The following is a 21,890-nucleotide window of genomic DNA, read 5'->3' as shown; positions in this document are numbered from 1 at the left end:
GCTCACGAAGCGAGCATGTAAACGGAAGGTTAAATCTGAAATTCAGCCCAGAGGCTGGCTGGAGCCACGAACGATCAGTTCGCCTGAGAAGACCTGCTCGGCAACCGGCAATTCGCTGCCCTCTATGCGCGCAATCAATCGCTCCAGCGCGCTGTAGCCAATCTGCCAGGTCGGCTGTTTCAGCGTGGTAATGCCGACACCCGCCAGCGCCGCCCACTCCAGTTCGTCGAAACCGAGCAGGCCGATATCATGGCCCCAGTGCAGATTAAGTCGTTGCAGCGATCGCGCCACCTGCAGCGTCAGTGCGCCATTGGCCACCATCACCGCGGAGCGTTTACCGGTGTGACGCTGCTGGAAGGTCAGAAGCGCCTGATCCAGTGCGGCGGGCTGGTGCAGCGGCACTTCCGCATTTTCATGCTCAACCTGCGGATGCGCCGCCAGCAGCTGGCGGAAAGCCTGCAGACGCTCGCGTCGCGTGTTAACGCTGCCCAATGGCTCGCTGAGAAACAGCAGTGCGTCATAGCCATTGTCGACCAGATGGCGTGTGGCCGTCTCGGCCGCTTCGGCATTGTTCAGGCCCACCACATCGCAGGGAAAGTCGGGGATTTTACGGTCAATCAGCACCATCGGCAGCAGGGATTGTTGCAGATGGCTGAGCACCTCTTCACGCATGCCGACCGCGTTAACCACGATGCCCTCAACCTGATAACTGCTCAGGAGTTGCAGATAGTGCTGCTCCAGATCCACTTCATTGTTGGTGTTACACATCAGCAGCGTGAAGCCCTGTTCGCGGCAGGCAGCTTCAATGCCGCTCATCACATCGACGGAATAGGGATTAGTAATGTCGGCGATAATCAGCCCAATCAGGCGGGTACGTCCGCGCTTCAGGCCGCGCGCCATCTGACTCGGACGGTAGCTGAGATCCGCAATGGCCTGTTCAATCCGCGCTTTTAAGTCGGCAGAGAGCAGATGCAGCTCGCCATTGAGATAGCGTGAAACGCTGGTTTTACCGGTTCGTGCCGCGTGAGCAACATCGCTTATGGTGGCGCGAGGCGGCCTGATTTTCATGAGATATCCTGCGAAATAAGAAACCCGGCAGAGACTAGCACAAGCGAAGCCCGGCGCAAAAAGTGCTAGGCCGGTAATTGCAGCCAGGGTTGCCACAGGGTCTGTAACGTTTCCGGCGGTGCGCCATTGATCAGCCTGATAACCATGTCAGCCACCTGTTCGCCAGCCTGATGCGGCGTTGCCTGACGAATCGCAGCAATGGGATGATCGAGAATCGCATCACGCGGTAATCCTTCCCAGCCTGCGAGCAGAATGGCGTCCTCGCCCGCTGCCCGACCGGCCTGCTGCAGCGCCAGGGCTGCGCCTTCAGCGAGCGCAGCGCAGTCGGTGATAATCACTTCCGGCGCGGGTTCCTCTGCCAGCCACTCACGCATCTGGTGATAGCCGGCACGGCGCGACGGTGCGACCGCCGCCATCGCATAAGGCGCAACGTCACCCAGCGCCGTCAGATAACCCTGACGCCGGTCACGTACCCGCGTGCTGTTTTCATTGCTGCCGAGCCAGGCTATCCGCTGCCGTTCCTGCGCCAGCGACCAGTCCACCGCCAGTTGTGAACCGGCAAGGTGATCAACATCAAACCAGGCGTAGGCGGCTGGCAGATCGCTGCGGCCCAGCGCCAGAAAGCGAAAACTGGTCTGCATCAGCGCATTCAGTCGGCTGTCTTCAGGCGTGGTATGGCCGACGATCAGGGCATCGACGGCCCCACTGCGCAGCAGGCGCGTCAGGGTTGAATGGCTCTGCTGCTGTTTATCCGCCAGCAACAGCAGGTTAATTTCATGACGGGCAAGATGATGATCCAGCGCCAGCAGCATGTCGCTGAAGTCGCAGCCATTCAGGGAAGATTCAATGACCGGATAAACGAGCCCTACAGCATTAGCACGGCCGGTTTTCAGCCGTCGGGCCGCCGCATTAGGCCGGTAGCCGCGCCGCTGCGCTTCCTCTTCGATGCGTTTACGCGTCTCCTGAGCGACATCCTGATAACCATTGAGGGCGCGGCTGACAGTCGTAACGGAAAGACCTAAAACTGCAGCGATGGCTTTAAGAGACATGGGGCAAGTCCACTGATCAATTTTTGATCAGACTACCATAAGGCCTCTGCTGGCTCTATCCGCAGAAACATTACTGGTGCTTTTAACGTGATGCTTTACAGATAAAGAGGCGCCCCCGTTCAGGGGCGACCGCGATTATCCCAGCGGGGTGAGCGTAATTTCAACGCGACGATTTTGTGCTTTGCCTGCTTCGGTGCTGTTGGTAGCAACCGGGTTATCCGGGCCTGCACCCTGTGTGCGCAGGCGATCGCTGGCAACACCCTGCACGATCAACGCACTGGCAACACTTTCAGCACGCTGCTGTGACAGACGCATGTTCAGCGCACGGCTGCCGGTACTGTCGGTGTAACCCACGACGTTTACCGCGGTTTTCGGATACTCTTTCAGCACCATTGAAACACCAGTCAGGGTGTTGGCGCCGGCAGGTTTCAGATTGCTGCTGCTGGAGTCGAAGGTGACATTGTTTGGCATATTCAGGACGATGTTATCGCCGTTGCGGGTTACGCTGACGCCGGTCCCGCGCATCTTGTCACGCAGTTTCGCTTCCTGCACGTCCATATAGTAACCCACGCCACCGCCCAGCGCCGCGCCGCCTGCGGCCCCAATCAGAGCACCCTTACGGCGATCTTTCTTCGATGAAGAGAGCACGCCGACACCGGCACCGACTAATGCGCCAAGGCCCGCGCCCACGCCTGACTTACCCGCCTGAGATTCGCCGGTGTAAGGATTGGTGGTACAGCCTGGCAGGGCCAGACTGCCGCTTAATAACAAGGTGATGGCGATTAATTTCTTCTGCATTTTTGTTCCCTTACATTCGACACACAGGGGAAAACCTTTCCCATAAGTGGCACGATTATGCCGTCTGGTGACCGGGAATGTAGTGCGGAAAAATCCTGATTTACCGGGAATCACGCCTTTTGATTGTCAGGATGGCAAAAACAGTTGCTCTGATGATCGTTTGTCAGCCCACAGGCCTGCATAAAGGAGTAGCAAATTGTAGGGCCGATGAATTTGAAACCACGCAGCTTCAGCGCCTTCGAGAGCGCAATAGCCTGCTCTGACGTGGTGGGTGCCTGGCTGTAATCAGGATAATGGTGCACAATTTGCACGTTATCGACAAACTCCCAGACGAAGTCGCTGAAATCCTCGCCTTTCGCTTCCATCTCAAGAAAAGCGCGGGCGTTAGCGATAATGGCGGCGATTTTACCGGGGTGGCGGATAATGCCGCTGTTGAGCATCAGGTCATCGATGTCGGCAGCGTCCATCTGCGCAATAGCCTGCGGATCAAACTTATGAAACGCCGCACGATAGTTTTCACGTTTTTTCAGCACGGTGATCCAGGATAATCCCGCCTGCTGTCCTTCCAGACAGAGCATCTCAAACAGTGCACGTGTCTCTCTTTGCGCCACACCCCATTCCCTGTCGTGATACGCCAGATAGAGCGGATCCTGCGTTACCCAGCCACATCGTTGCATCGTTTTGTTCCTTTATAACGAGAATATTTTAGCGGTCCGCTTGATCTTAGAATTAATCGGTTGATAGTTAAACGATCACCGGTTAAATAACAGAGACGGGCCGAAAAATTCATTAAGACGCCATAACTTCAGCCTTGCCCGGAGAAGCGATGTTGCCGAGAAGCGGTTGGAAAGGTCTGCGGACCTGCTGTGCTGTAGGGCTGTTAATGTTCACGCAACCGACGTTTGCCCGCGGCGGCACCTCTGCGCCTCAGCATCCTGACTTTCTGCCCGACTACAACACGATTCTGGCGGAGAAGATCGCCCTGACGCCACTGGCGTTCAGCGATGAGAGCCGCGCCCTGTTTGAAGCTGCAATTAATTCTCCCACTGCTCCCCCCATCGCCCTGCACAGTGAAACCGGTAGCGTAGGCACCACGCCGCTGGGTAAACGCTATCGGGCGGGCGTTGATATGCCCATTGCGCCGTCATTGACCACCGGACCCGTGGCGCAGTATGCGGTCGATCCCCAGCAGATGAACTGTCTGCAATGCGACTACAGCGATCAGCAGAGCCGTGAACAAAGCGCCAGCGTCGGATGGCGCATTGATTCGCAGCAGGGATGGATATCGCCCTGGGCGCAGCTGAGTTACCACTATCTGATGGCGGATACGCCGCAGAGTCCACGGCGCGAGGCAACGAATGGCTCGGACCAGTCCGACGGTATCGATTTAAGCATCGGCGCACAAATGCCACTGAACGATAATCTGGCGGCTTTCGCGTCATTTTCACAAAGCGAAGCGCTCAATAACGACCAGCAGCAACTTTATAGCTTTGGCTTCAGCGCCAGCTTCTAGCGGGGCATGAAAAGAGAAAGGGAATCGGGCGTTTAAAATATAATGAGTCCGCTAATCATTATACTGGTAACAAAATGCGCAACGATTTGACAATTATTGGCCGCGAAATCGCGGTCTTCCTGATGGCCGCCCTGGTTCTCGCCCTGACTATCGTCCCCGTCTACATTGATGTGGCCTGGATGAACGACGCACTGCACGAAACCTCTTTTACTGAAACCACCCAGGAAATCATGCTGGCGACGATCGCCGCGCTGTTTTTCATTGCGGCCCGCCGCCGTCCCGCCCAGCGTGGAGCGCTGACCCTGGTCGCCGGCTTTTACAGCTGCATGCTGATCCGCGAGCTCGACTTCGTGTTTGATGTCATTCAGCACGGCAGCTGGGTCTGGTTTGCCCTGGCGGTCACGGCGGGTTCGCTGGCCGTTGCGCTGCGAACGCCAAAGAAAACCCTGCATGCGCTGGCTAACCTGCTGCTGCACCGCAGCTGGCCGGTGATGGCCTCCGGCTTTTTAGTGGTGCTGGTCTTCTCCCGACTGTTTGGTGTGCATGCGCTGTGGCAGCATCTGATGCTGGGGGATTACAACCGCGTAGTGAAAAACATGGCCGAAGAGGGCACCGAGCTTCTGGGATACAGCCTCTGCTGGCTGGCCTCGGTTCGCTATCTATGGCAGACCCGTCCGATCGCCGCGGCTGTCAGCGTACACGCCACCGAATCTGCACCGGCCCGCCACAACGCCTCTCCGGTCACGTCGCACTGACTGCGGAGTTGCTTTTTAAGCGATCCGCACCCTCAAAACAGGTACAATAAACACTTCTGCGTCGGCGACAGGTTCCCGGCGCAAGGTGTTCGTTAACCTCAGGTCTTTTCATGTCAGCTAAAATCTTAACTTCAACGCTCATTGGCCTGGATGCCTTCCGACAGGATCCGCTGACTGCCCTGCAGCAGGCGGAAAAGGGCACGCTGGCGGTGTTAGATAATTATGCGCCGGTGATGTATGCCATCACGCCAGCGCGTCTGGCTGAGCTGCTGGCGCTGGAAGCCGCCGCCCGGCAGCCGAATGATGTCGCGCTGGATGACAGCCTCTATGACGACGCGCCCGCAGCAATACACACGCCGGCAGGCAAGTTCACCATGTATCCGGGCTGGCAGCCGGATGCCGACTTTACGCGTCAGGCCGCCATCTGGGGTGTGGCGCTGAGTGAACCGGTGACGCCCGGCGAGCTGGCGGCCTTTGTGGCCTACTGGCAGGCGGAAGGCCGGATGTTTCATCATGTGCAGTGGCAACAGAAGCTGGCGCGCAGCATTCAGATGAACCGCGCCGCAAACGGCGGGCAACCGAAGCGTGATATCACGCAGTTGCCTGATCCTGACCGTACCATTCCCGATGGTTTCCGAGGTGAATGATGAAAACGCCAGATGATCTCTTTAACCGTCTGAAAAGAATGATGCCTGCGGGCACCCGTCCTAAATTTGCCAATGGCGAAGAGCTGCTGGCGTGGAATCAGGAACAGGGTCGCCTGCGTTCAGAGGCGATTGTGCGTGAGAACCGCGCAATGAAAATGCAGCGCGTGATGGGCCGTTCCGGCATTCGCGAGCTACACATGAACTGCTCGTTTGATAATTACCGGGTCGAGAACGAAGGACAGCGCAAAGCGCTGGAGCTGGCGCGTCAGTACGCCGCTGAGTTTGATGGCAGCATCGCCAGCTTTGTCTTTTCCGGGCGTCCTGGCACCGGTAAAAACCATCTGGCCGCTGCGATTGGCAATGACCTGATCCTGCGCGGTAAAAGCGTGCTGATCGTGACGGTCGCCGATCTGATGTCCAGCATGAAGGGAACCTTCAGCGGCAGCAGTGGCATTACCGAAGAGCGACTGATTCAGGATCTCAGCAGTGTCGATCTGCTGGTGATTGATGAGATCGGTATGCAGAGCGAGTCACGCTACGAAAAAGTGATTATCAACCAGATTGTCGATCGCCGTTCTTCATCGAAACGCCCGACCGGCATGTTATCAAACCTCGATCATGCGGGCATGAATGCGCTGCTGGGCGAGCGCGTCATGGACCGTATGCGCCTGGGCAACAGCCTGTGGGTACGTTTCGACTGGGAAAGCTATCGCAGTCGGGTGCGCGGCGACGAGTATTAACAATGACCCGGCTACGCCGGGTCATTGCGCTAATGAGGCCGCCGGTACAGCAGAAAAGCAGGCTTAAGCTGGCGATCTGATCGCCGTCACGATCTCAGCCACAGGCGATCAGGTTGTGTGAAACAGCCCGCAAAAGTGTGGCATGAAGAATACGCCGGGGCTGATACACTCAATTCTTACTCCTCTGTTGGGTGAATCCGTGATGAAAACGAACGGCAAAGGCCCCGCACTACTGCGACTCAATAACCAGAAACGGGTGATGGCTCAGCTGCGTAAGCTGCGCGTGACGTCGCGTCAGGATCTGGCGGAGGCGCTGACCCTCAGCAAAAACACGGTCTCATTAATCATTGATGACCTGCTGGAGCAGGGTCTGATAGAGGAACTGGGGCCGGTCAGCGTCGCGGCTGCAGGACGGCCTAAAATCGGGATCACCCTGCGACCGGAAAAGCTTAAGAGCGCTGGCGTCATGGTGGAACGCAACGTGATCCACTGGCGGGTCTGCGACTACTTTTCCCAGGTGCTGGCTGAAGCGACGCTGCGTACCGATACCCGTCACCCGACCCGCCTGCTGGCTGAACTGGCTATGCTGTGCCGGGAACTGACAGAACGCTATCCCGACTTGCTCGGTATTGGCCTCGGCTTCCCCGGCATCGTCGATCCCCGGCGCGGCTGGATGCATATCTCATTGCCGCTGGAATGGCAGGATGTTGACCTGCTGACCACGCTGCGCAAGCACGTGCGTCTGCCCATCCGCATTATGAATAATGTCAAAGCCGCTGCGCTACTGGCTGTTGAGCAAAGTGGATTATCGCCGGAGAGCGGTCATTTTTATCTGCGTATTTCCGAGGGGATTGGCGGCGCACTGGTACAGCAGGGTCAGGTATTTACCGGGCATAGCTGGACGGCGGGCGAAGCAGGACATCTGGTTGTCCAGCCTGAAGGGCCACGTTGCAGCTGCGGCCGCCGGGGGTGTCTGGAAGCGCTGGTCAGCAAGCCTGCAGTGAATCAGCAGCTGGCGCAGCGTCAGCCAGGCCTGAGCTGGCAGAACCGCGACAGCGCCCCGCGCGTGGTGGATGAGGTGATGGCGCAGGCGGGCGGCTATCTTGGCGCGGCGCTGAGTCAGATTATGCTGCTGCTCAATCCCGCTACCATCATCATTGATTGTCCGTGGAACGCCAGTGAGCGCTTCTGCAAGGCGGTGCGCGATACTGCACACGGCAACGCACTGGCCTTTACCGCCGCGCACACCCAGCTGCACTTCCCGGAAAACCGGATTGACCCGGCGAACGGGCTGGCACTGGCGGTACTGGAACAGAGTGAGCAGCGTGTGGGGTGAGCGTGCCCCCACAGACTGCCCTCTTCTTTATGATCGCGTCTCGCTGACCGGAGCATCTGTCCGTTCGCCCGCCTCACGCGGGTCAATATTAAACTTCTCCAGCACGCGCGCGTGAATTTTTTCCAGCGGCATCCCAGCCGTTTCCGGCAGATAGCGGAAAGTGAAGAAGTACATAGCCAGTGAAAAAAGCGCAAACAGTAACAGCGGGAAGCCACCGTGGAAAATCTCAAGCAGAAAAGCATTACTGTTCAGAATCGGGAATGTGGTGCTGATGACAAAATTGGCCATCGACATGGCGCAAATGGAGATGCCGACACAGATTGAGCGGATTTCTGTCGGAAACAGCTCGCCCAGTACGGTCCAGACAATCTGTCCCCAGGTCATGCCAAAGAAAACCATATAGGCAAACAGTCCCACCACCGCCAGCAAGCCGGGCAAACTGTAATAGAAAGCGATAAAGGTGTAGGCAAGGAAAACGGCAGAGGTAATCGCCCCCAGCAGTAACAGCTTACGACGTCCGACTTTATCAATCAGCGCCATACCCATCAGCACTCCTACAAACTGACATACGGACAGCCAGAAGGTCTGAAGCAGCGCCGAATCCGTGCTGCCGGACACATTTTTCAGCAACGTTGGCCCGAAATACTGAATCACATTGATGCCGCTAATCTGGTTGCCGACAGCCAGGCCAATACCAATGATGAGCAACGGCACCGTGGTTTTGTTCAGGCGGAATCGGGATTTATGGCGGGTCACCGCCTCATCAGAGAAAGAGTGTTTAATTTCATTGAAAACGGTGCGGGCATGGACCGGGTCAGAGATTTTGCTCAGCGTATCCAGCGCCTCTTTGTCTTTGCCTTTCAGAACGTTCCAGCGCGGTGATTCCGGTATAAAAGCAATGAAAAAGATAAACAGCGCACAGGGCACCAGCGCGGTTGCCAGGATATAGCGCCAGCCTGTATCGACCATCATCTCGGGCAGCATCGATTTGTTAATGAAGTAGTTGGTGAGCAGTACCACCGATTGCCCACCGACGCAGCAGACCGCATAGAGCGCGCTGGTGCGGCCACGATACTTCGACGGTGAAAGCTCAGCCAGATAGATTGGCGAGATCACCGAGGCCAGCCCGATTGCTAATCCGCCAAGAATACGAAAAGCGACAAAGGTGAAGAAGTTATGGGCGATGGCAGTCCCCACCACCGAGGCAGTAAACAGTAGCGCCGTGATAGCGAGCGACTTTTTGCGGCCAAATTTATCGCTCAGCTTTGGCGCAATAAAGCAGCCAACCAGACTGCCTAGCAGGATGTTAGACACTGCCCAGCCGGTTTCTGCCGGGGTCAGCTGGAAATAGTCACTAAGCGGCTCGATAGCGCCAGAGATAATCGATGAGTCATAGCCCATCAGCAGGCCACCAAAAGCGGCGACGGTGCAACAGAGCATGACATATTTCATGTTGTAACGTTTTTGCCGGGTTTCCATTTTTACAGACTCCTTTTCTCTACTGCCTGAACCGCATCGGTTCAGAAAGAGGAGGCGTGATTGTCAGGGGTTCAGGAATTGCAGCGATCAGACACCCGTGAAATATATTTTCTAAATGGAGAAATTTGGATTAATTCTTTCGGAAGTGTGAGGCAGGTTGGAAAAAATTATAAACTTGCCAGGTGATAATCCTAAGCAAAAATCATATAAATCAGTAATATAGGAGATAAAGCCGGGCGGTGATGTTTTTCCATCAAGGGTAAACACCTGATGACAGAAGAAATATCGGCTGAAGCGGTCCGTATGGGACTGATAAAATATCCCGCCTGCCCTCAGCCTTAACGGCTGATTTTTAGGCTCTTAATCCAATGAGGCTGGGCTGTTTCGGCTGGCAGATTAAGCCTGCGAAGATGGCGCCTGGACTGACAGCGAGGCATCAGGATGAAATATAATTTTCATCCTGGTCATTATATGAAAACCTGAGCGTTCTTTACGCCGGTCTGTCGTTAAAGCAGGTTTTCGCCAAAATGCTGGCGATACTCTTTCGGCGTAGTGTCGTAGCTTTTGCGGAAAACTGAGTAAAAGTATTGCAGCGAAGGGTAGCCGCACATCTGTGAGATCTCGTTGATGTTGAGCGACGAGGAAGCCAGCAATTCGCGGGCTTTTTCCAGCTTTTCGCGGTGGATCATCGCATGGATAGTGTCGCCGGTTTCATCCCGGAAGCGCTTTTCCAGGTTAGAGCGCGACAGTCCTACCGCATCCAGCACCTGCTCCACTTTAATCCCTTTACAGGCGTTGAAGCGGATGTAATGCATCGCCTGAATCACCGCCGGATCGCGTAGCGAGCGGAAGTCAGTTGAGCGCCGGGCGATCACTTTTACCGGCGGCACCAGAATGCGCTGAAGCGGCAGAGGCTGCATATCCAGCAGCCGATGCAGCAGTTTGGCCGCCTGATAGCCCATCTGTCGCGAGCCCTGAGCTACGGACGAGAGCGCCACGCGTGACAGATAGCGGGTCAGCTCCTCATTATCAATCCCGATCACCGTAAGCTTCTCCGGCACCGGTATTTTCAGATGTTCGCACGCCTGCAGCAGGTGCCGTGCCCGTGAGTCGGTGACGGCGATAATGCCGGTTTGCGGCGGCAGCGTCTGCAGCCAGTCGGCGAGCCGGTTCTGGGCGTGCTGCCAGTTCTCCGGTGCGGTTTCCATTCCCTGATAAACCACGCCCTGATAGCGCTCACGCCCCACCAGCTGGCGGAACGCCTGTTCCCGCTCCTGTGCCCAGCGCTTGCCGCTGGAGGCCGGTAAACCATAAAAGGCAAAGCGGTTAATGCCCTTCTCTTTCAGATGCAGAAAGGCTTTCTCCACCAGCGCGGCATTGTCCGTAGCGATGTAATGCACCGGGGGATAATCTTCCTGACGATGGTAAGAGCCGCCAACGCCGACAATCGGCACAGAGACATTCGACAGCAGGGTTTCGATGGAGCGATCGTCGTAATCGGCGATCACCCCATCGCCCAGCCACTCACGGATGTTGTCGATGCGGCAGCGGAAATCTTCCTCGATGAAGATATCCCAGTCAGTCTGCGACGCCTGCAGATACTCTCCGACGCCCTCAACAACCTGGCGGTCATACACTTTATTGGCGTTAAACAGCAGCGTAATGCGATAGCGTTTATCATGCATGGTGGCGCGTTCCCTTAAATCCTCAGCGCATTGCATAACACGGCTGAAAGGGGCAAAAAAAATTGTTTGCGCCACAATGTGATCGCCCGCGCGATTACACCCGACGCCGCGTTGCGGTATCCATCCACACCGCCAGCAGCAGAATCGCGCCTTTGACGATGTACTGCCAGAAAGTCGGCACATCCATCATGCTCATGCCGTTATCCAGCGAGGCCATGATAAAGGCCCCCATTACCGCGCCCGCCACCGACCCCACACCGCCCGCCAGGCTGGTGCCGCCGATGACGCAGGCAGCAATCGCGTCGAGTTCTGCGATGTTACCCGCCGACGGCGAACCAGCGCCCAGCCTTGAACTCAGGATCAGCCCGGCAATCGCCACCATCACACCGTTGATGGCAAACACCGCCAGTTTGGTGCGCGCCACGTTAATGCCAGACAGCCGGGCAGCATCAATGTTGCCGCCGATGGCATAGATACGACGGCCAAAAGCGGTGCGGGTGGCCATAAACATGCCCGCCAGCAACAGTACGGCAAGCAGTAATACAGGCGTCGGTACGCCGCGATAGTCGTTGAGTAACCAGATGGCACCGAGCACTAATATGGCGGTAATGGCCTGACGCCCCACGGTGCTGCTGGCTGCGCCCTGCGGCAGTCCGAGCTGCTGACGACGCAGACGCAGACGCCACTGCCACAGCATAAACAGCGCCAGACCGGCAACGCCAAAGCCGAAACCAACGCCACCCGGCAGATAACTCTGTCCAATCTGCGACATGCCCGGCGTGATGGGCGCAACCGTAGTGCCGTCAGTAATTCCGACCAGAATGCCGCGGAACGCCAGCATCCCCGCCAGCGTGACAATAAACGACGGCACTTTACGGTAGGCCACCCACCAGCCATTCCAGGTACCGAGCAACAGCCCCATCACCAGTGTCACCACGATGGTCAGCGGCAGTGGCCAGCCGAGCCAGACGTCGAATATCGCCGCCGCCCCGCCCAGCAGCCCCATCATGGAGCCGACTGACAGGTCGATCTCCGCCGAGATAATCACGAACACCATGCCCACCGCCAGGATACCGGTGATGGCGGTCTGACGCAGCAGGTTGGAGACATTACGCGCACTGAGCCACGCGCCGTCGGTGGTCCAGGTAAAGAACAACGCAATCAGCACAATCGCGCCCAGCATCACCAGCACCTGCAGATTGGGCAGCGTGAACCTGCCCGGTGACGGTTTGCCCGGCGTGCCGGTGAGGCGGCTTTGGGTACTTTCACTTTTAAGCATAATGTTCACTCCGCAGGGCAGCTTCCATCACCTGCTCCTGAGTCAGGTTATCGTTAATCAGATCGGCTTTGATCTGCCCTTCATGCATCACCAGCACCCGATCGCTCAGGCCCAGCACCTCCGGCAGCTCAGATGAAATCACAATCACCGCGATACCCTGCTGCACCAGCGCATTGATCAGCAGGTAGATCTCCTGACGGGCGCCGACATCAATGCCGCGCGTCGGTTCATCCAGGATCAGGATTTTTGGATTAAGCAGCAGGCACTTCGCCAGAATCGCTTTCTGCTGATTGCCGCCGCTCAGGCGGCCAATCGGCAGTTCCGACGAGGAGGTTTTCACCCGCAGCCGGCTGATCGCGTCGTTGATCGCTTGCTGCTCCTGCGCTTCATCCAGGGTAGAGAGGCGGTGACTGAACTGATCCAGCGCCGCCAGGGTGATATTTTTGCCCACCGCCATCAGCGGCACGATGCCATCCTTTTTGCGATCTTCGGGCACCATCGCGATGCCGTGCGCAATCGCAGCGCGGCAGTCGGTGATGCTGACCTGCTGGCCATTGATCCAGATATCACCCTGCCAGCGTCCCGGCCAGACGCCAAACAGACACTGCACGGTTTCGGTTCTGCCCGCACCCACCAGCCCGGCGATACCCAGGATTTCACCACGTCTGAGCGTGAACGAGACATTGTTCACCCGGCGGATGTGGCGGTTAACCGGATGCCAGGCGGTAAGGTTGTCGACTTTCAGTATCACATCGCCGATCTGATGCGGCGCGTGAGGATAAAGCGCGGTCAGCTCGCGTCCGACCATCATGGTGATAATGTCATCTTCGCTCAGGCCCGCCGCCGGACGGGTCGCAATATGCTGGCCGTCACGGATCACGCAGATGGTGTCGGAAATCGCCTTCACCTCATTCAGCTTGTGCGAGATGTAGATGCAGGCGATGCCGTGTTCGCGCAGATTACGGATGATGCCCAGCAGCACATCTGTTTCCTGCTCCGTCAGGGAAGAGGTCGGCTCATCCAGAATCAGCAGCCGGACCTGTTTGTTAAGCGCGCGGGCGATCTCCACCAGCTGCTGCTGACCCAGGCCTAGCTCCCCGACCCGGGTCGCGGGAGAGACGTTCAGCCCGACCCGCGCCAGTAACTGCTGGCAGCGCAGAGTCATGGTTTCGTCATCCACCATGCCGAACCGGCTCAGTTCGGCACCGAGGAAGATGTTCTCCATCACTGTGAGTTGCCGCACCAGCGCCAGTTCCTGATGAATAATCACAATGCCTTTACGCTCGGTATCGCGAATGGTCTGCGCCTGAATGTCGTCGCCAGAGAAGTGAATCTGCCCCTCAAAATCGCCGTGTGGATAGAGGCCGCACAGGATTTTCATCAGCGTCGATTTGCCCGATCCATTCTCACCGCACAGCGACATCACTTCGCCCGCCTCCAGTTGCAGACTGACATCATTAACCGCCTTCACGGCACCGAAACGCTTGGTGATGTTTTTCATTTCCAGCAGCATCGACTGTTCTCCCTCACGCTATGCGCGGTCAGAGTTCGCTCTGTTTATGGAAACCGTCTTTCACCACGGTGCTTTCGATATTGTCTTTGTTGACCGGAATCGGCTTCAGCAGTCGCGACGGCACATCTTTCAGGCCATTGTTCAGCTTGCTGTTGCTGGCTGGTGTTTTGCCATCACCCAGTTCGACGGCAATTTTCGCCGCTTCGGTGGCCAGTTCGGTGATCGGTTTATAAACCGTCATGGTCTGGGTGCCCGCTTTGATGCGCTTAATCGCGGCCAGATCGGCATCCTGACCTGAAATCGCCACTTTTCCGGCAAGTCCCTGTGCACTCAGCGCCTGAATCGCACCGCCTGCGGTGGCATCGTTAGAGGCCACGACCGCATCGATGTGGTTACTGTTAGCGGTCAGGGCGTTTTCCATAATTTTCAGGGCGTTTTCCGGCAGCCAGGCATCGACCCACTGATCGCCGACAATTTTAATACTGCCGTTGTCGATATACGGTTTTAACACTTTCATCTGCCCGGCACGGAACAGGCGGGCGTTATTATCTACCGGCGATCCGCCCATTAAAAAATAGTTGCCCTTAGGCACCTGTTTCACAATGCTTTCGGCCTGGAGCTCGCCCACTTTTTCATTATCGAACGAAATATAAAAATCGATGTCGGCATTATTTATCATTCGGTCATAGGCCAGCACTTTAATGCCTTCCCGTTTCGCTTCAGCGACAACGTTACTCAAGACCTGACCGTTGTAGGGAATAATCACCAGCACATCGACACCGCGGTTGATCATATTTTCAATCTGCGACATCTGTGTTTCTTCGTTGCCGTTGGCCGACTGAACAAACACCTTAGCGCCCAGCGTCTCCGCCTGTTTAACGAAAATATCGCGGTCTTTCTGCCAGCGCTCGAGGCGCAAATCGTCAATTGCCATGCCGATCTTCACTTCTTTTGCCACGCTGGTCTGGCTGAAGAGCGCCAGCGCCGCACAGGCGGCTAACAGTGCATGTTTCATCTTCATTGTGATCATCCTGTAGGTGGAGGCTATTGTTATCGCAGGCCGATAAACCAGGCGGATGAATTGTTGCCCTTCTTTTCCTGTCGCAGCAATTACTGATTTTTATCCGGCTATTACGTTTTTTGGTTTATTTCTTTTTTTATGAGCGCGATCGAGGTTTCATCTTTTTAGGACAAAAGAGTGACAAGGATAAACCGCCCCGCAAATAACATTATTTTGCGAGCCAGCGCACAAATAATAATTATCTGACACCCGTAATGAAATATCGTAATTGAGCTGAGGTTACAGCCCATATTGAATATTGCTTCAACGCAGACCATCCGGGTACTGATGCTAAGGAGCAAACCATGCACGCTTATTTCGATCAGATCGATCGGGTTCGTTATGAAGGCACCCAGTCGACGCATCCTCTCGCTTTCCGCCACTACAATCCCGATGAGGTCATCCTCGGCAAAACCATGGCTGAGCATCTGCGCTTTGCTGCCTGTTACTGGCACACCTTCTGCTGGAATGGCGCGGATATGTTTGGCGTCGGTGCCTTTGATCGTCCGTGGCAGAAAAACGGGGATGCGCTGCAGCAGGCAAAACTGAAAGCGGATGTCGCCTTTGAGTTTTTCCATAAGCTGAATGTGCCGTGGTACTGCTTCCATGATGTGGACGTCTCACCGGAAGGTGATTCGCTGCACAGCTATAAAGAAAACTTTGCCGCCATGACCGATAAACTGCTGGAGAAACAGCAGGAGACCGGCGTGAAGCTGTTATGGGGCACGGCTAACTGCTTTACCCATCCGCGCTACGGTGCCGGTGCTGCCACTAATCCCGATCCGGAGGTCTTTGCCTGGGCGGCGACCCAGGTCTGCAGCGCCATGCAGGCCACCAAAACCCTGGGCGGTGAAAACTATGTGTTGTGGGGCGGGCGTGAAGGCTATGAAACCCTGCTGAATACCGATCTGCGCCAGGAGCGCGAACAGATTGGCCGCTTTATGCAGATGGTGGTCGAGCACAAACACAAAACTGGTTTCCAGGGAACGCTGCTGATCGAACCCAAACCGCAGGAGCCGACCAAACATCAGTATGATTACGATGTCGCGACGGTTTATGGCTTCCTGAAACAGTTCGGACTGGAGAAAGAGATCAAGGTTAACGTTGAGGCGAACCACGCCACGCTGGCTGGCCACTCGTTCCATCATGAAATTGCGACCGCCATTGCGCTGGGCATTTTTGGTTCCGTGGACGCCAACCGTGGCGATCCGCAGTGCGGCTGGGATACCGATCAGTTCCCGGTCAGCGTGGAAGAAAACGCGCTGGTGATGTACGAAATCCTTAAGGCGGGCGGCTTTACCACTGGCGGCTTAAACTTTGATGCCAAAGTGCGTCGTCAGAGCACCGATAAATATGATCTCTTCTACGGGCATATCGGCGCGATGGATACTATGGCGCTGGCGCTGAAGGTGGCGGCTCGCATGATCAGTGACGGTGAACTCGATAAGCGTGTGGCGCAGCGCTACAGTGGCTGGAATGGTGAGTTCGGCCAGCAAATTCTGAAAGGTGAGTTTTCACTGGAGGCGCTGGCGGCGCATGCTCAGCAACAGCAGCTCAATCCGCAGCATCAGAGCGGACGTCAGGAGCAGCTGGAAAATCTGGTGAATCACTACCTGTTTGATTTCTGACCCATCAGGAGCAGCGCATGTTTATCGGGATCGATTTAGGCACCTCTGGCGTCAAAGTGGTGCTGATGGATGCACAGGGCAACGTGGTGGCGACAGAAACGTCGCCGCTGCAGGTTTCGCGTCCGCAGCCCTTGTGGAGCGAGCAGGATCCTGAAAGCTGGTGGCAGGCGCTGGATTCAGCCATGCAGGCCCTGAGCGCACAGCAGGACCTGCGCGCGGTTCAGGCTATCGGACTGAGCGGACAGATGCATGGTGCAACGCTGCTTGACAGCGCTAATCAGGTGCTACGTCCGGCCATGCTCTGGAATGACGGGCGCAGCGAGGCGCAGTGCCGTGAGCTGGAGCTGAAGGTGCCTGACTCACGCGCGATAACCGGCAACCTGATGATGCCCGGTTTTACGGCCCCCAAGCTGCTGTGGGTGCAGCAGCATGAACCGGCCATCTTCAGTCAGATTGCTCATGTGCTTTTGCCCAAAGATTATCTGCGCTGGCGATTGAGTGGCGACTTCGCCACCGATATGTCCGATGCCGCAGGGACGATGTGGCTGGATGTGGCGCAGCGTGACTGGAGCGATGTGATGCTGCGCGCCTGCGATCTCAGCCGTGATCAGATGCCGCAACTCTGTGAAGGCAATGTCCTGACCGGCATGTTGCATGCCGATCTGGCGACGCGCTGGAAGATGAACACAGTGCCGCTGGCCGCTGGCGGTGGTGACAATGCCGCGGGCGCAGTTGGCGTCGGCATGACCGAACCGGGCCAGGGCATGCTGTCGCTGGGGACGTCGGGCGTCTACTTCGTGGTGAGCGACGGCTATCTCAGCAATCCGGAACGTGCGGTTCACAGCTTCTGTCATGCGTTACCGCAGCGCTGGCATCTGATGTCGGTGATGCTTAGTGCGGCTTCCTGTCTCGACTGGGCAGCCACGCTGACCGGATGCAAAGATGTTCCAGAACTGCTGGCTGAAGCGGAGCGCGCGCGCGATGACGTGCCAGGGCTATGGTTTCTGCCCTATCTTTCCGGTGAACGCACGCCGCATAACAACCCCAGTGCCCGGGGCGCTTTCTTTGGCTTTACCCACCAGCATGGTCGTCCCGAGCTGGCACGATCGGTGCTGGAAGGCGTGGGGTTTGCCCTGGCGCAGGGTATGGACGTGCTGCATGAGTGTGGCGTGCAACCAGAGAGCATTATGCTGATCGGCGGTGGCGCACGCAGTGCCCTGTGGCGTCAGATGCTGGCAGATATCAGTGGTCAGACGCTGGATTACTGCCACGGCGGTGACGTTGGCCCGGCGCTGGGGGCAGGGAGGCTGGCGCAGCAGGCGTTGGATGCAGACGTTACCGTCCCGACGCCGGTTCTGGTGCAGCGACATCAGCCGGATCCGGTCAGGCTGGCGCATTACCAGTCGCGTCGGGCGATCTTTGCGACCCTGTATCAGCAACTCCTGCCACTGATGACGTAAAGAGGCCCGGACGCTCTGCCTGATAACAGGCTTTGCGTGGTAGAGCGCCCGGCTCTTGCAGCTTGTTCTGGTTAAAACCGCCTGTTGTAAACAGGTGATTCTTTTATTTATGAGAACTGAAAAAAAGAAAATTAAATAATTCCTTCCCCTCAAATAAAACGTTAATATTTTTACAGTTCTGTATTCAGGACTAAATGCGTCAGGCAGGAAACATTGACTTAACTTAAAATATCTGTGCAGCCTGATTTTAAAAATGGATATTTTGCTACCCCACCCCTGATTAATTAGCAATTCATGCTGACATACTCAAGCTTTATTTATTTTCTGTTTACATATTTTTTCATTGCGATATAAATAAGCCTCTCCACTTCAGGAGACAAACTAAATAAGGACATTCCAATGAAAGAATTAAATACCAGCGAAATCGACATGGTGAGCGGTGCAGGTCTGACTGAGTTTCTGGCTGGCCTGAATAAGGCCATTAGCCATGTGAATACAGCCCTGACTGACACTACCACAGCGCTAGAGGCTTCAACCAGCACCGGTCAGACCATCGGCCTGAGCCATAAGCAATTTGGCCTGAGTATCGCCTCTGGTCATATGACAGGTCTGTATAACTTCCTGTCTTCATTTAATACAGCAGCATAATAAACTTTCATTATTGTCTTCATGATGATAATGAACATTAAGGTTGTTACAGGCTGACTATAACAACCTTATCTTCCATTAAATATTATATTAAACATCTTTAGTGTTTCACTGAGCCAATTTTAAAACGTGAAGCATGCACCCTCTGTATATCGGAAGGATTAATATTAACGCTCTGCATTTTATCGCGTTAAATCCTAAATCTTTCAGGTTAAATTCATACAGCCTCAGCTCTGCCGCATAATTACAGACATTCAGGTGATGAATAAAGTCAGTACAGAGGGTCTCAGATTCTTAAATGCTGGGATCATACACATCCCAGCATCACACTTACTACAGTATCAGCCAATTGCACCCAGCGTATCTTCCTGGCCCTGTTTCTTCGGCAGCAGGAACAGCGTCGCCGCAATATCCAGCAGGTAGATCAGCGCCAGCAGGGTAATCGCCGCGGTGAACGAGAACTGGCTCGCCAGCAGACCAATCACCACCGGGCCGAAGCCGCCCACGCCACGACCCAGGTTGAACAGGACGTTTTGCGCGGTGGCACGCACCTGCGGCGGGAAGGTATCGGAAATCAGCGCGCCGTAGCCGCCAATCATGCCGTTAACAAACATTCCCATGATCGCACCGGTAAACAGCATGATGTTAGGGTCGCGCAGCTGAGCATAAACCACCACCATCACGACGGCACCAAACTGATAGAGCAGGAAGATTTTCCAGCGCGCAAAGCGGTCGGCCAGCACGCCAAACAACCAGATGCCGAAGGTCATCCCGACCACGGTTACCGCAGTCCAGAGGCCGGATTTCGTCAGGCTGAAGCCAAAGCTGGAAGAGAGGTAGCTCGGCATCCAGATCATCAGCCCGTAGTAACCAAAGTTCTGGACTGAACAGAGGATAAAAATACCGAGACTGGCTTTGGCGGTCGCGCGGTCGCGCACCAGCAGCTTCAGGCGCGCCGGAAATGACAGCGACGGCACATGTTTAACCTGCCGCTGAAACACCTCCGGTTCGCCCATGCCACGACGAATGGCAAACGAGACCAGCGCTGGTAATAATCCGACCAGGAACATGCCGCGCCAGCCAATAATATTCAGCAGCGGCGGCGTGATAAAGGCTGCCATCAGCACGCCGAGCTGCCAGCCAATACCTACCCACGCTGAGGCGCGGTTACGCTTTTCAGCAGGCCAGGCTTCGGCAATCAGCGCCATGCCGATACCGAATTCGCCACCGAGACCCACACCCGCCAGCGTTCGCCAGGCGAGCAGATCCCAGTAGCCCTGTGCCACCGCGCACAGGCCGGTAAAGATCGAGAAGACCAGAATCGTGACGGTCAGCATGCGGATACGACCATAACGGTCGCTGAGATGACCGAAGACGATGCCACCGATAACCGCACCAATCAGCGTCCATGTCACCAGCGATCCCGCCTGTGATGGATTGAGCGCCAGCGAAACACTGATAGCCGGCAGCATAAAGCCGAGTATCAGCAGGTCAAATCCATCCATGGCATAACCGCTGACCGCAGCCAGCATCGCTTTGCCCGGCGTTACGCCCGGCTTAGATTGGGGAGAAGGGGACATCGTTGCGCACCTCTGAAAGAAAAGTGCCGCAATTATAAAGAGAGTTCAGGATGTGACCAATTGAAAAGGCTTATCCCTGCGCCACTCCGGCACAGGGATAAGATGGATCAGGAAGGGCGATTGCTGCCATCGTCACCTGACAGTAATTCATCGAGCCGATCTCCACCCACGTGACGGAAATCCTGACCTTTGACGAAATAGAAGATAATTTCGCAGATGTTCTGGCAGCGATCGCCGATGCGCTCAATCGCGCGGGCGCAGAACAGCGCTGTCAGCACGCTGGGAATCGTGCGCGGATCTTCCATCATGTAGGTCATCAGCTGGCGCACAATGCCTTCGTACTCTTTATCCACCTTTTTATCTTCACGGTAGATGGTGATCGCTTCATTGAGATCCATCCGCGCGAAAGCGTCCAGCACATCATGCAGCATCTGCACGGTGTGACGACCCAGCGACTCAAGGCTCACCAGCAGGGGAAGATGCTGCTGACCAAATTTCTCCAGTGCCGTGCGGCTGATTTTCTCCGCTACGTCACCAATGCGCTCCAGCTCGGAAATGGTTTTGATGATCGCCATCACCAGCCGCAAATCGATCGCGGTCGGCTGACGTTTGGCGATGATGCGCACGCAGGCTTCATCAATCTCCACTTCCATCATATTGACCTTCTGGTCGCCGTCGATCACCCGCTGCGCCAGCTCGCCATCCAGATTATGCATGGCGGTAATCGCATCGGTCAGCTGCTGCTCGACCATGCCGCCCATGATCATTACCTGAGTTCGGATATGCTCCAGTTCGGCATTGAACTGACCGGAGATGTGCTTATTCAGATTCAGATTATCCATGTCGATCTCCTGTCAGATCAGCCGTAGCGGCCAGTAATGTAGTCTTCGGTTTGTTTCTGCGCGGGCTTGGTGAACAGCGTGTCGGTGTCGCTGAACTCAATCAGTTCGCCCAGATACATGAAAGCAGTATGGTCAGAGCAGCGTGCCGCCTGCTGCATATTGTGCGTCACGATCACCACGGTATAGTCCTGCTTCAGCTCGGTGATCAGCTCCTCAATACGGCCAGTGGAGATGGGATCCAGCGCAGAGCAGGGCTCATCCAGCAGTAAGACTTCCGGCCGAATCGCGATGCCACGTGCAATGCACAGACGCTGCTGCTGGCCGCCGGAGAGACTGTAACCGCTCTGATGCAGCTTGTCTTTGGTTTCATTCCACAGCGCCGCTTTGGTCAGCGCCCACTGGACGCGCTCGTCCATATCGGCACGCGACAGCTTTTCAAACAGGCGCACGCCAAAGGCGATATTGTCATAGATCGACATCGGGAACGGCGTCGGCTTCTGGAATACCATGCCGACGCGGGCGCGCAGCAGCGCAATATCCTGCTGTGTCGCCAGAATGTTTTCGCCATCCAGCAGAATGTCCCCTTCGGCCCGCTGCTCCGGATAGAGCGAGTACATTTTATTGAAGGTACGCAGCAGGGTCGACTTACCACAGCCCGATGGGCCGATAAACGCGGTGACCTGATTCTTAGCGATATCCAGGTTGATGTTCTTCAGCGCATGAAACTTGCCGTAATAGAAGTTCAGATTACGGACCTGAATTTTATCGGCTGTTGCTGTCGCGATACTCATAATTCATCTCTCTTATACG

20 protein-coding genes are annotated in these 21,890 nt (G+C 55.9%); 8 read left to right on the top strand and 12 right to left on the bottom strand.

The window, feature by feature from the left end:
* Nucleotides 1–42 precede the first annotated feature (42 nt).
* The 4 genes from AC6I8C_RS00180 to AC6I8C_RS00165 form a co-directional block, all read right to left on the bottom strand.
* A complete protein-coding gene (locus AC6I8C_RS00180; RefSeq protein WP_497821274.1) occupies nucleotides 43–1,068 on the bottom strand; it encodes a LacI family DNA-binding transcriptional regulator in 1,026 nt (341 codons plus the stop codon).
* Between the two features lie 65 nt (nucleotides 1,069–1,133).
* Nucleotides 1,134–2,117: a LacI family DNA-binding transcriptional regulator gene (locus AC6I8C_RS00175; protein WP_497821273.1), complete on the bottom strand. Its 984-nt coding sequence runs from the start codon at nucleotides 2,115–2,117 to the stop codon at nucleotides 1,134–1,136.
* A gap of 135 nt (nucleotides 2,118–2,252) precedes the next feature.
* A complete protein-coding gene (locus tag AC6I8C_RS00170) occupies nucleotides 2,253–2,915 on the bottom strand; it encodes an OmpA family lipoprotein (protein WP_135907375.1) in 663 nt (220 codons plus the stop codon).
* 110 nt (nucleotides 2,916–3,025) lie between these two features.
* Complete coding sequence (locus AC6I8C_RS00165) at nucleotides 3,026–3,592, bottom strand: DNA-3-methyladenine glycosylase I (RefSeq protein ID WP_497821272.1); 567 nt, start codon at nucleotides 3,590–3,592, stop codon at nucleotides 3,026–3,028.
* A 206-nt stretch (nucleotides 3,593–3,798) separates the two neighbouring features.
* Here AC6I8C_RS00165 and AC6I8C_RS00160 point away from each other — a divergent pair, with 206 nt between their 5' ends.
* The 5 genes from AC6I8C_RS00160 to AC6I8C_RS00140 all read left to right on the top strand — a co-directional run bounded on the left by AC6I8C_RS00160 (nucleotide 3,799) and on the right by AC6I8C_RS00140 (nucleotide 7,906).
* Nucleotides 3,799–4,428, top strand: coding sequence for an autotransporter (locus AC6I8C_RS00160; RefSeq protein WP_497821271.1), 630 nt, complete (start codon nucleotides 3,799–3,801; stop codon nucleotides 4,426–4,428).
* A 74-nt stretch (nucleotides 4,429–4,502) separates the two neighbouring features.
* On the top strand, nucleotides 4,503–5,183 hold the full coding sequence (locus tag AC6I8C_RS00155; RefSeq protein WP_497821270.1) for a hypothetical protein: 681 nt from the start codon (nucleotides 4,503–4,505) through the stop codon (nucleotides 5,181–5,183).
* 110 nt (nucleotides 5,184–5,293) lie between these two features.
* Nucleotides 5,294–5,830: a primosomal protein DnaT gene (gene dnaT, locus AC6I8C_RS00150; protein WP_497821269.1), complete on the top strand. Its 537-nt coding sequence runs from the start codon at nucleotides 5,294–5,296 to the stop codon at nucleotides 5,828–5,830.
* Complete coding sequence (dnaC, locus tag AC6I8C_RS00145) at nucleotides 5,830–6,570, top strand: replicative helicase loader DnaC (RefSeq protein ID WP_033734618.1); 741 nt, start codon at nucleotides 5,830–5,832, stop codon at nucleotides 6,568–6,570. The genes dnaT and dnaC overlap by 1 nt, the downstream gene beginning before the upstream one ends.
* A 202-nt stretch (nucleotides 6,571–6,772) precedes the next feature.
* Nucleotides 6,773–7,906: an ROK family protein gene (locus AC6I8C_RS00140; RefSeq protein WP_497821268.1), complete on the top strand. Its 1,134-nt coding sequence runs from the start codon at nucleotides 6,773–6,775 to the stop codon at nucleotides 7,904–7,906.
* 27 nt (nucleotides 7,907–7,933) lie between these two features.
* On the opposite strand, the gene AC6I8C_RS00135 is transcribed toward AC6I8C_RS00140, so the two are convergent.
* The 5 genes from AC6I8C_RS00135 to xylF all read right to left on the bottom strand — a co-directional run bounded on the left by AC6I8C_RS00135 (nucleotide 7,934) and on the right by xylF (nucleotide 14,883).
* Nucleotides 7,934–9,385, bottom strand: a complete 1,452-nt coding sequence (locus AC6I8C_RS00135; protein WP_497821267.1) for a sugar porter family MFS transporter — start codon at nucleotides 9,383–9,385, stop codon at nucleotides 7,934–7,936.
* A 506-nt stretch (nucleotides 9,386–9,891) separates the two neighbouring features.
* Nucleotides 9,892–11,070 (bottom strand): D-xylose utilization transcriptional activator XylR, encoded by a 1,179-nt coding sequence (xylR, locus tag AC6I8C_RS00130; RefSeq protein WP_497821266.1) that lies wholly within the window; start codon nucleotides 11,068–11,070, stop codon nucleotides 9,892–9,894.
* 94 nt (nucleotides 11,071–11,164) lie between these two features.
* Nucleotides 11,165–12,349: a xylose ABC transporter permease XylH gene (gene xylH, locus AC6I8C_RS00125; protein ID WP_135907385.1), complete on the bottom strand. Its 1,185-nt coding sequence runs from the start codon at nucleotides 12,347–12,349 to the stop codon at nucleotides 11,165–11,167.
* Nucleotides 12,342–13,862 (bottom strand): xylose ABC transporter ATP-binding protein, encoded by a 1,521-nt coding sequence (locus tag AC6I8C_RS00120; RefSeq protein ID WP_497821265.1) that lies wholly within the window; start codon nucleotides 13,860–13,862, stop codon nucleotides 12,342–12,344. The genes xylH and AC6I8C_RS00120 overlap by 8 nt, the downstream gene beginning before the upstream one ends.
* 28 nt (nucleotides 13,863–13,890) lie before the next feature.
* Entirely contained in the window at nucleotides 13,891–14,883 is a 993-nt protein-coding gene (gene xylF / locus AC6I8C_RS00115; protein WP_033734607.1) for a D-xylose ABC transporter substrate-binding protein, read from the bottom strand.
* 344 nt (nucleotides 14,884–15,227) lie between these two features.
* Here xylF and xylA point away from each other — a divergent pair, with 344 nt between their 5' ends.
* From xylA to AC6I8C_RS00100, 3 genes are all read left to right on the top strand, one after another.
* Complete coding sequence (gene xylA / locus AC6I8C_RS00110) at nucleotides 15,228–16,550, top strand: xylose isomerase (RefSeq protein ID WP_497821264.1); 1,323 nt, start codon at nucleotides 15,228–15,230, stop codon at nucleotides 16,548–16,550.
* Between the two features lie 17 nt (nucleotides 16,551–16,567).
* Nucleotides 16,568–18,010, top strand: a complete 1,443-nt coding sequence (xylB, locus tag AC6I8C_RS00105; RefSeq protein WP_497821263.1) for a xylulokinase — start codon at nucleotides 16,568–16,570, stop codon at nucleotides 18,008–18,010.
* A gap of 399 nt (nucleotides 18,011–18,409) precedes the next feature.
* The gene (locus AC6I8C_RS00100) at nucleotides 18,410–18,658 is read left to right on the top strand and encodes a hypothetical protein (RefSeq protein ID WP_497821262.1); all 249 of its coding nucleotides are present in this window, start codon (nucleotides 18,410–18,412) and stop codon (nucleotides 18,656–18,658) included.
* 341 nt (nucleotides 18,659–18,999) lie between these two features.
* Here the strand turns inward: AC6I8C_RS00100 and AC6I8C_RS00095 are convergent, their stop codons facing one another.
* The 3 genes from AC6I8C_RS00095 to pstB all read right to left on the bottom strand — a co-directional run bounded on the left by AC6I8C_RS00095 (nucleotide 19,000) and on the right by pstB (nucleotide 21,871).
* A complete protein-coding gene (locus tag AC6I8C_RS00095) occupies nucleotides 19,000–20,238 on the bottom strand; it encodes an MFS transporter (protein ID WP_135907392.1) in 1,239 nt (412 codons plus the stop codon).
* 107 nt (nucleotides 20,239–20,345) lie between these two features.
* Nucleotides 20,346–21,080: a phosphate signaling complex protein PhoU gene (phoU, locus tag AC6I8C_RS00090; protein WP_009088225.1), complete on the bottom strand. Its 735-nt coding sequence runs from the start codon at nucleotides 21,078–21,080 to the stop codon at nucleotides 20,346–20,348.
* Nucleotides 21,081–21,097: 17 nt separating this feature from the next.
* Nucleotides 21,098–21,871: a phosphate ABC transporter ATP-binding protein PstB gene (pstB, locus tag AC6I8C_RS00085; protein ID WP_013359568.1), complete on the bottom strand. Its 774-nt coding sequence runs from the start codon at nucleotides 21,869–21,871 to the stop codon at nucleotides 21,098–21,100.
* Nucleotides 21,872–21,890 lie beyond the last annotated feature (19 nt).

This window comes from Pantoea sp. X-Soil-YNGN-844, from assembly GCF_059730595.1.
Note: the sequence above shows the minus strand (reverse complement) of the source record. Positions and strands in the feature narration are given on the sequence as shown.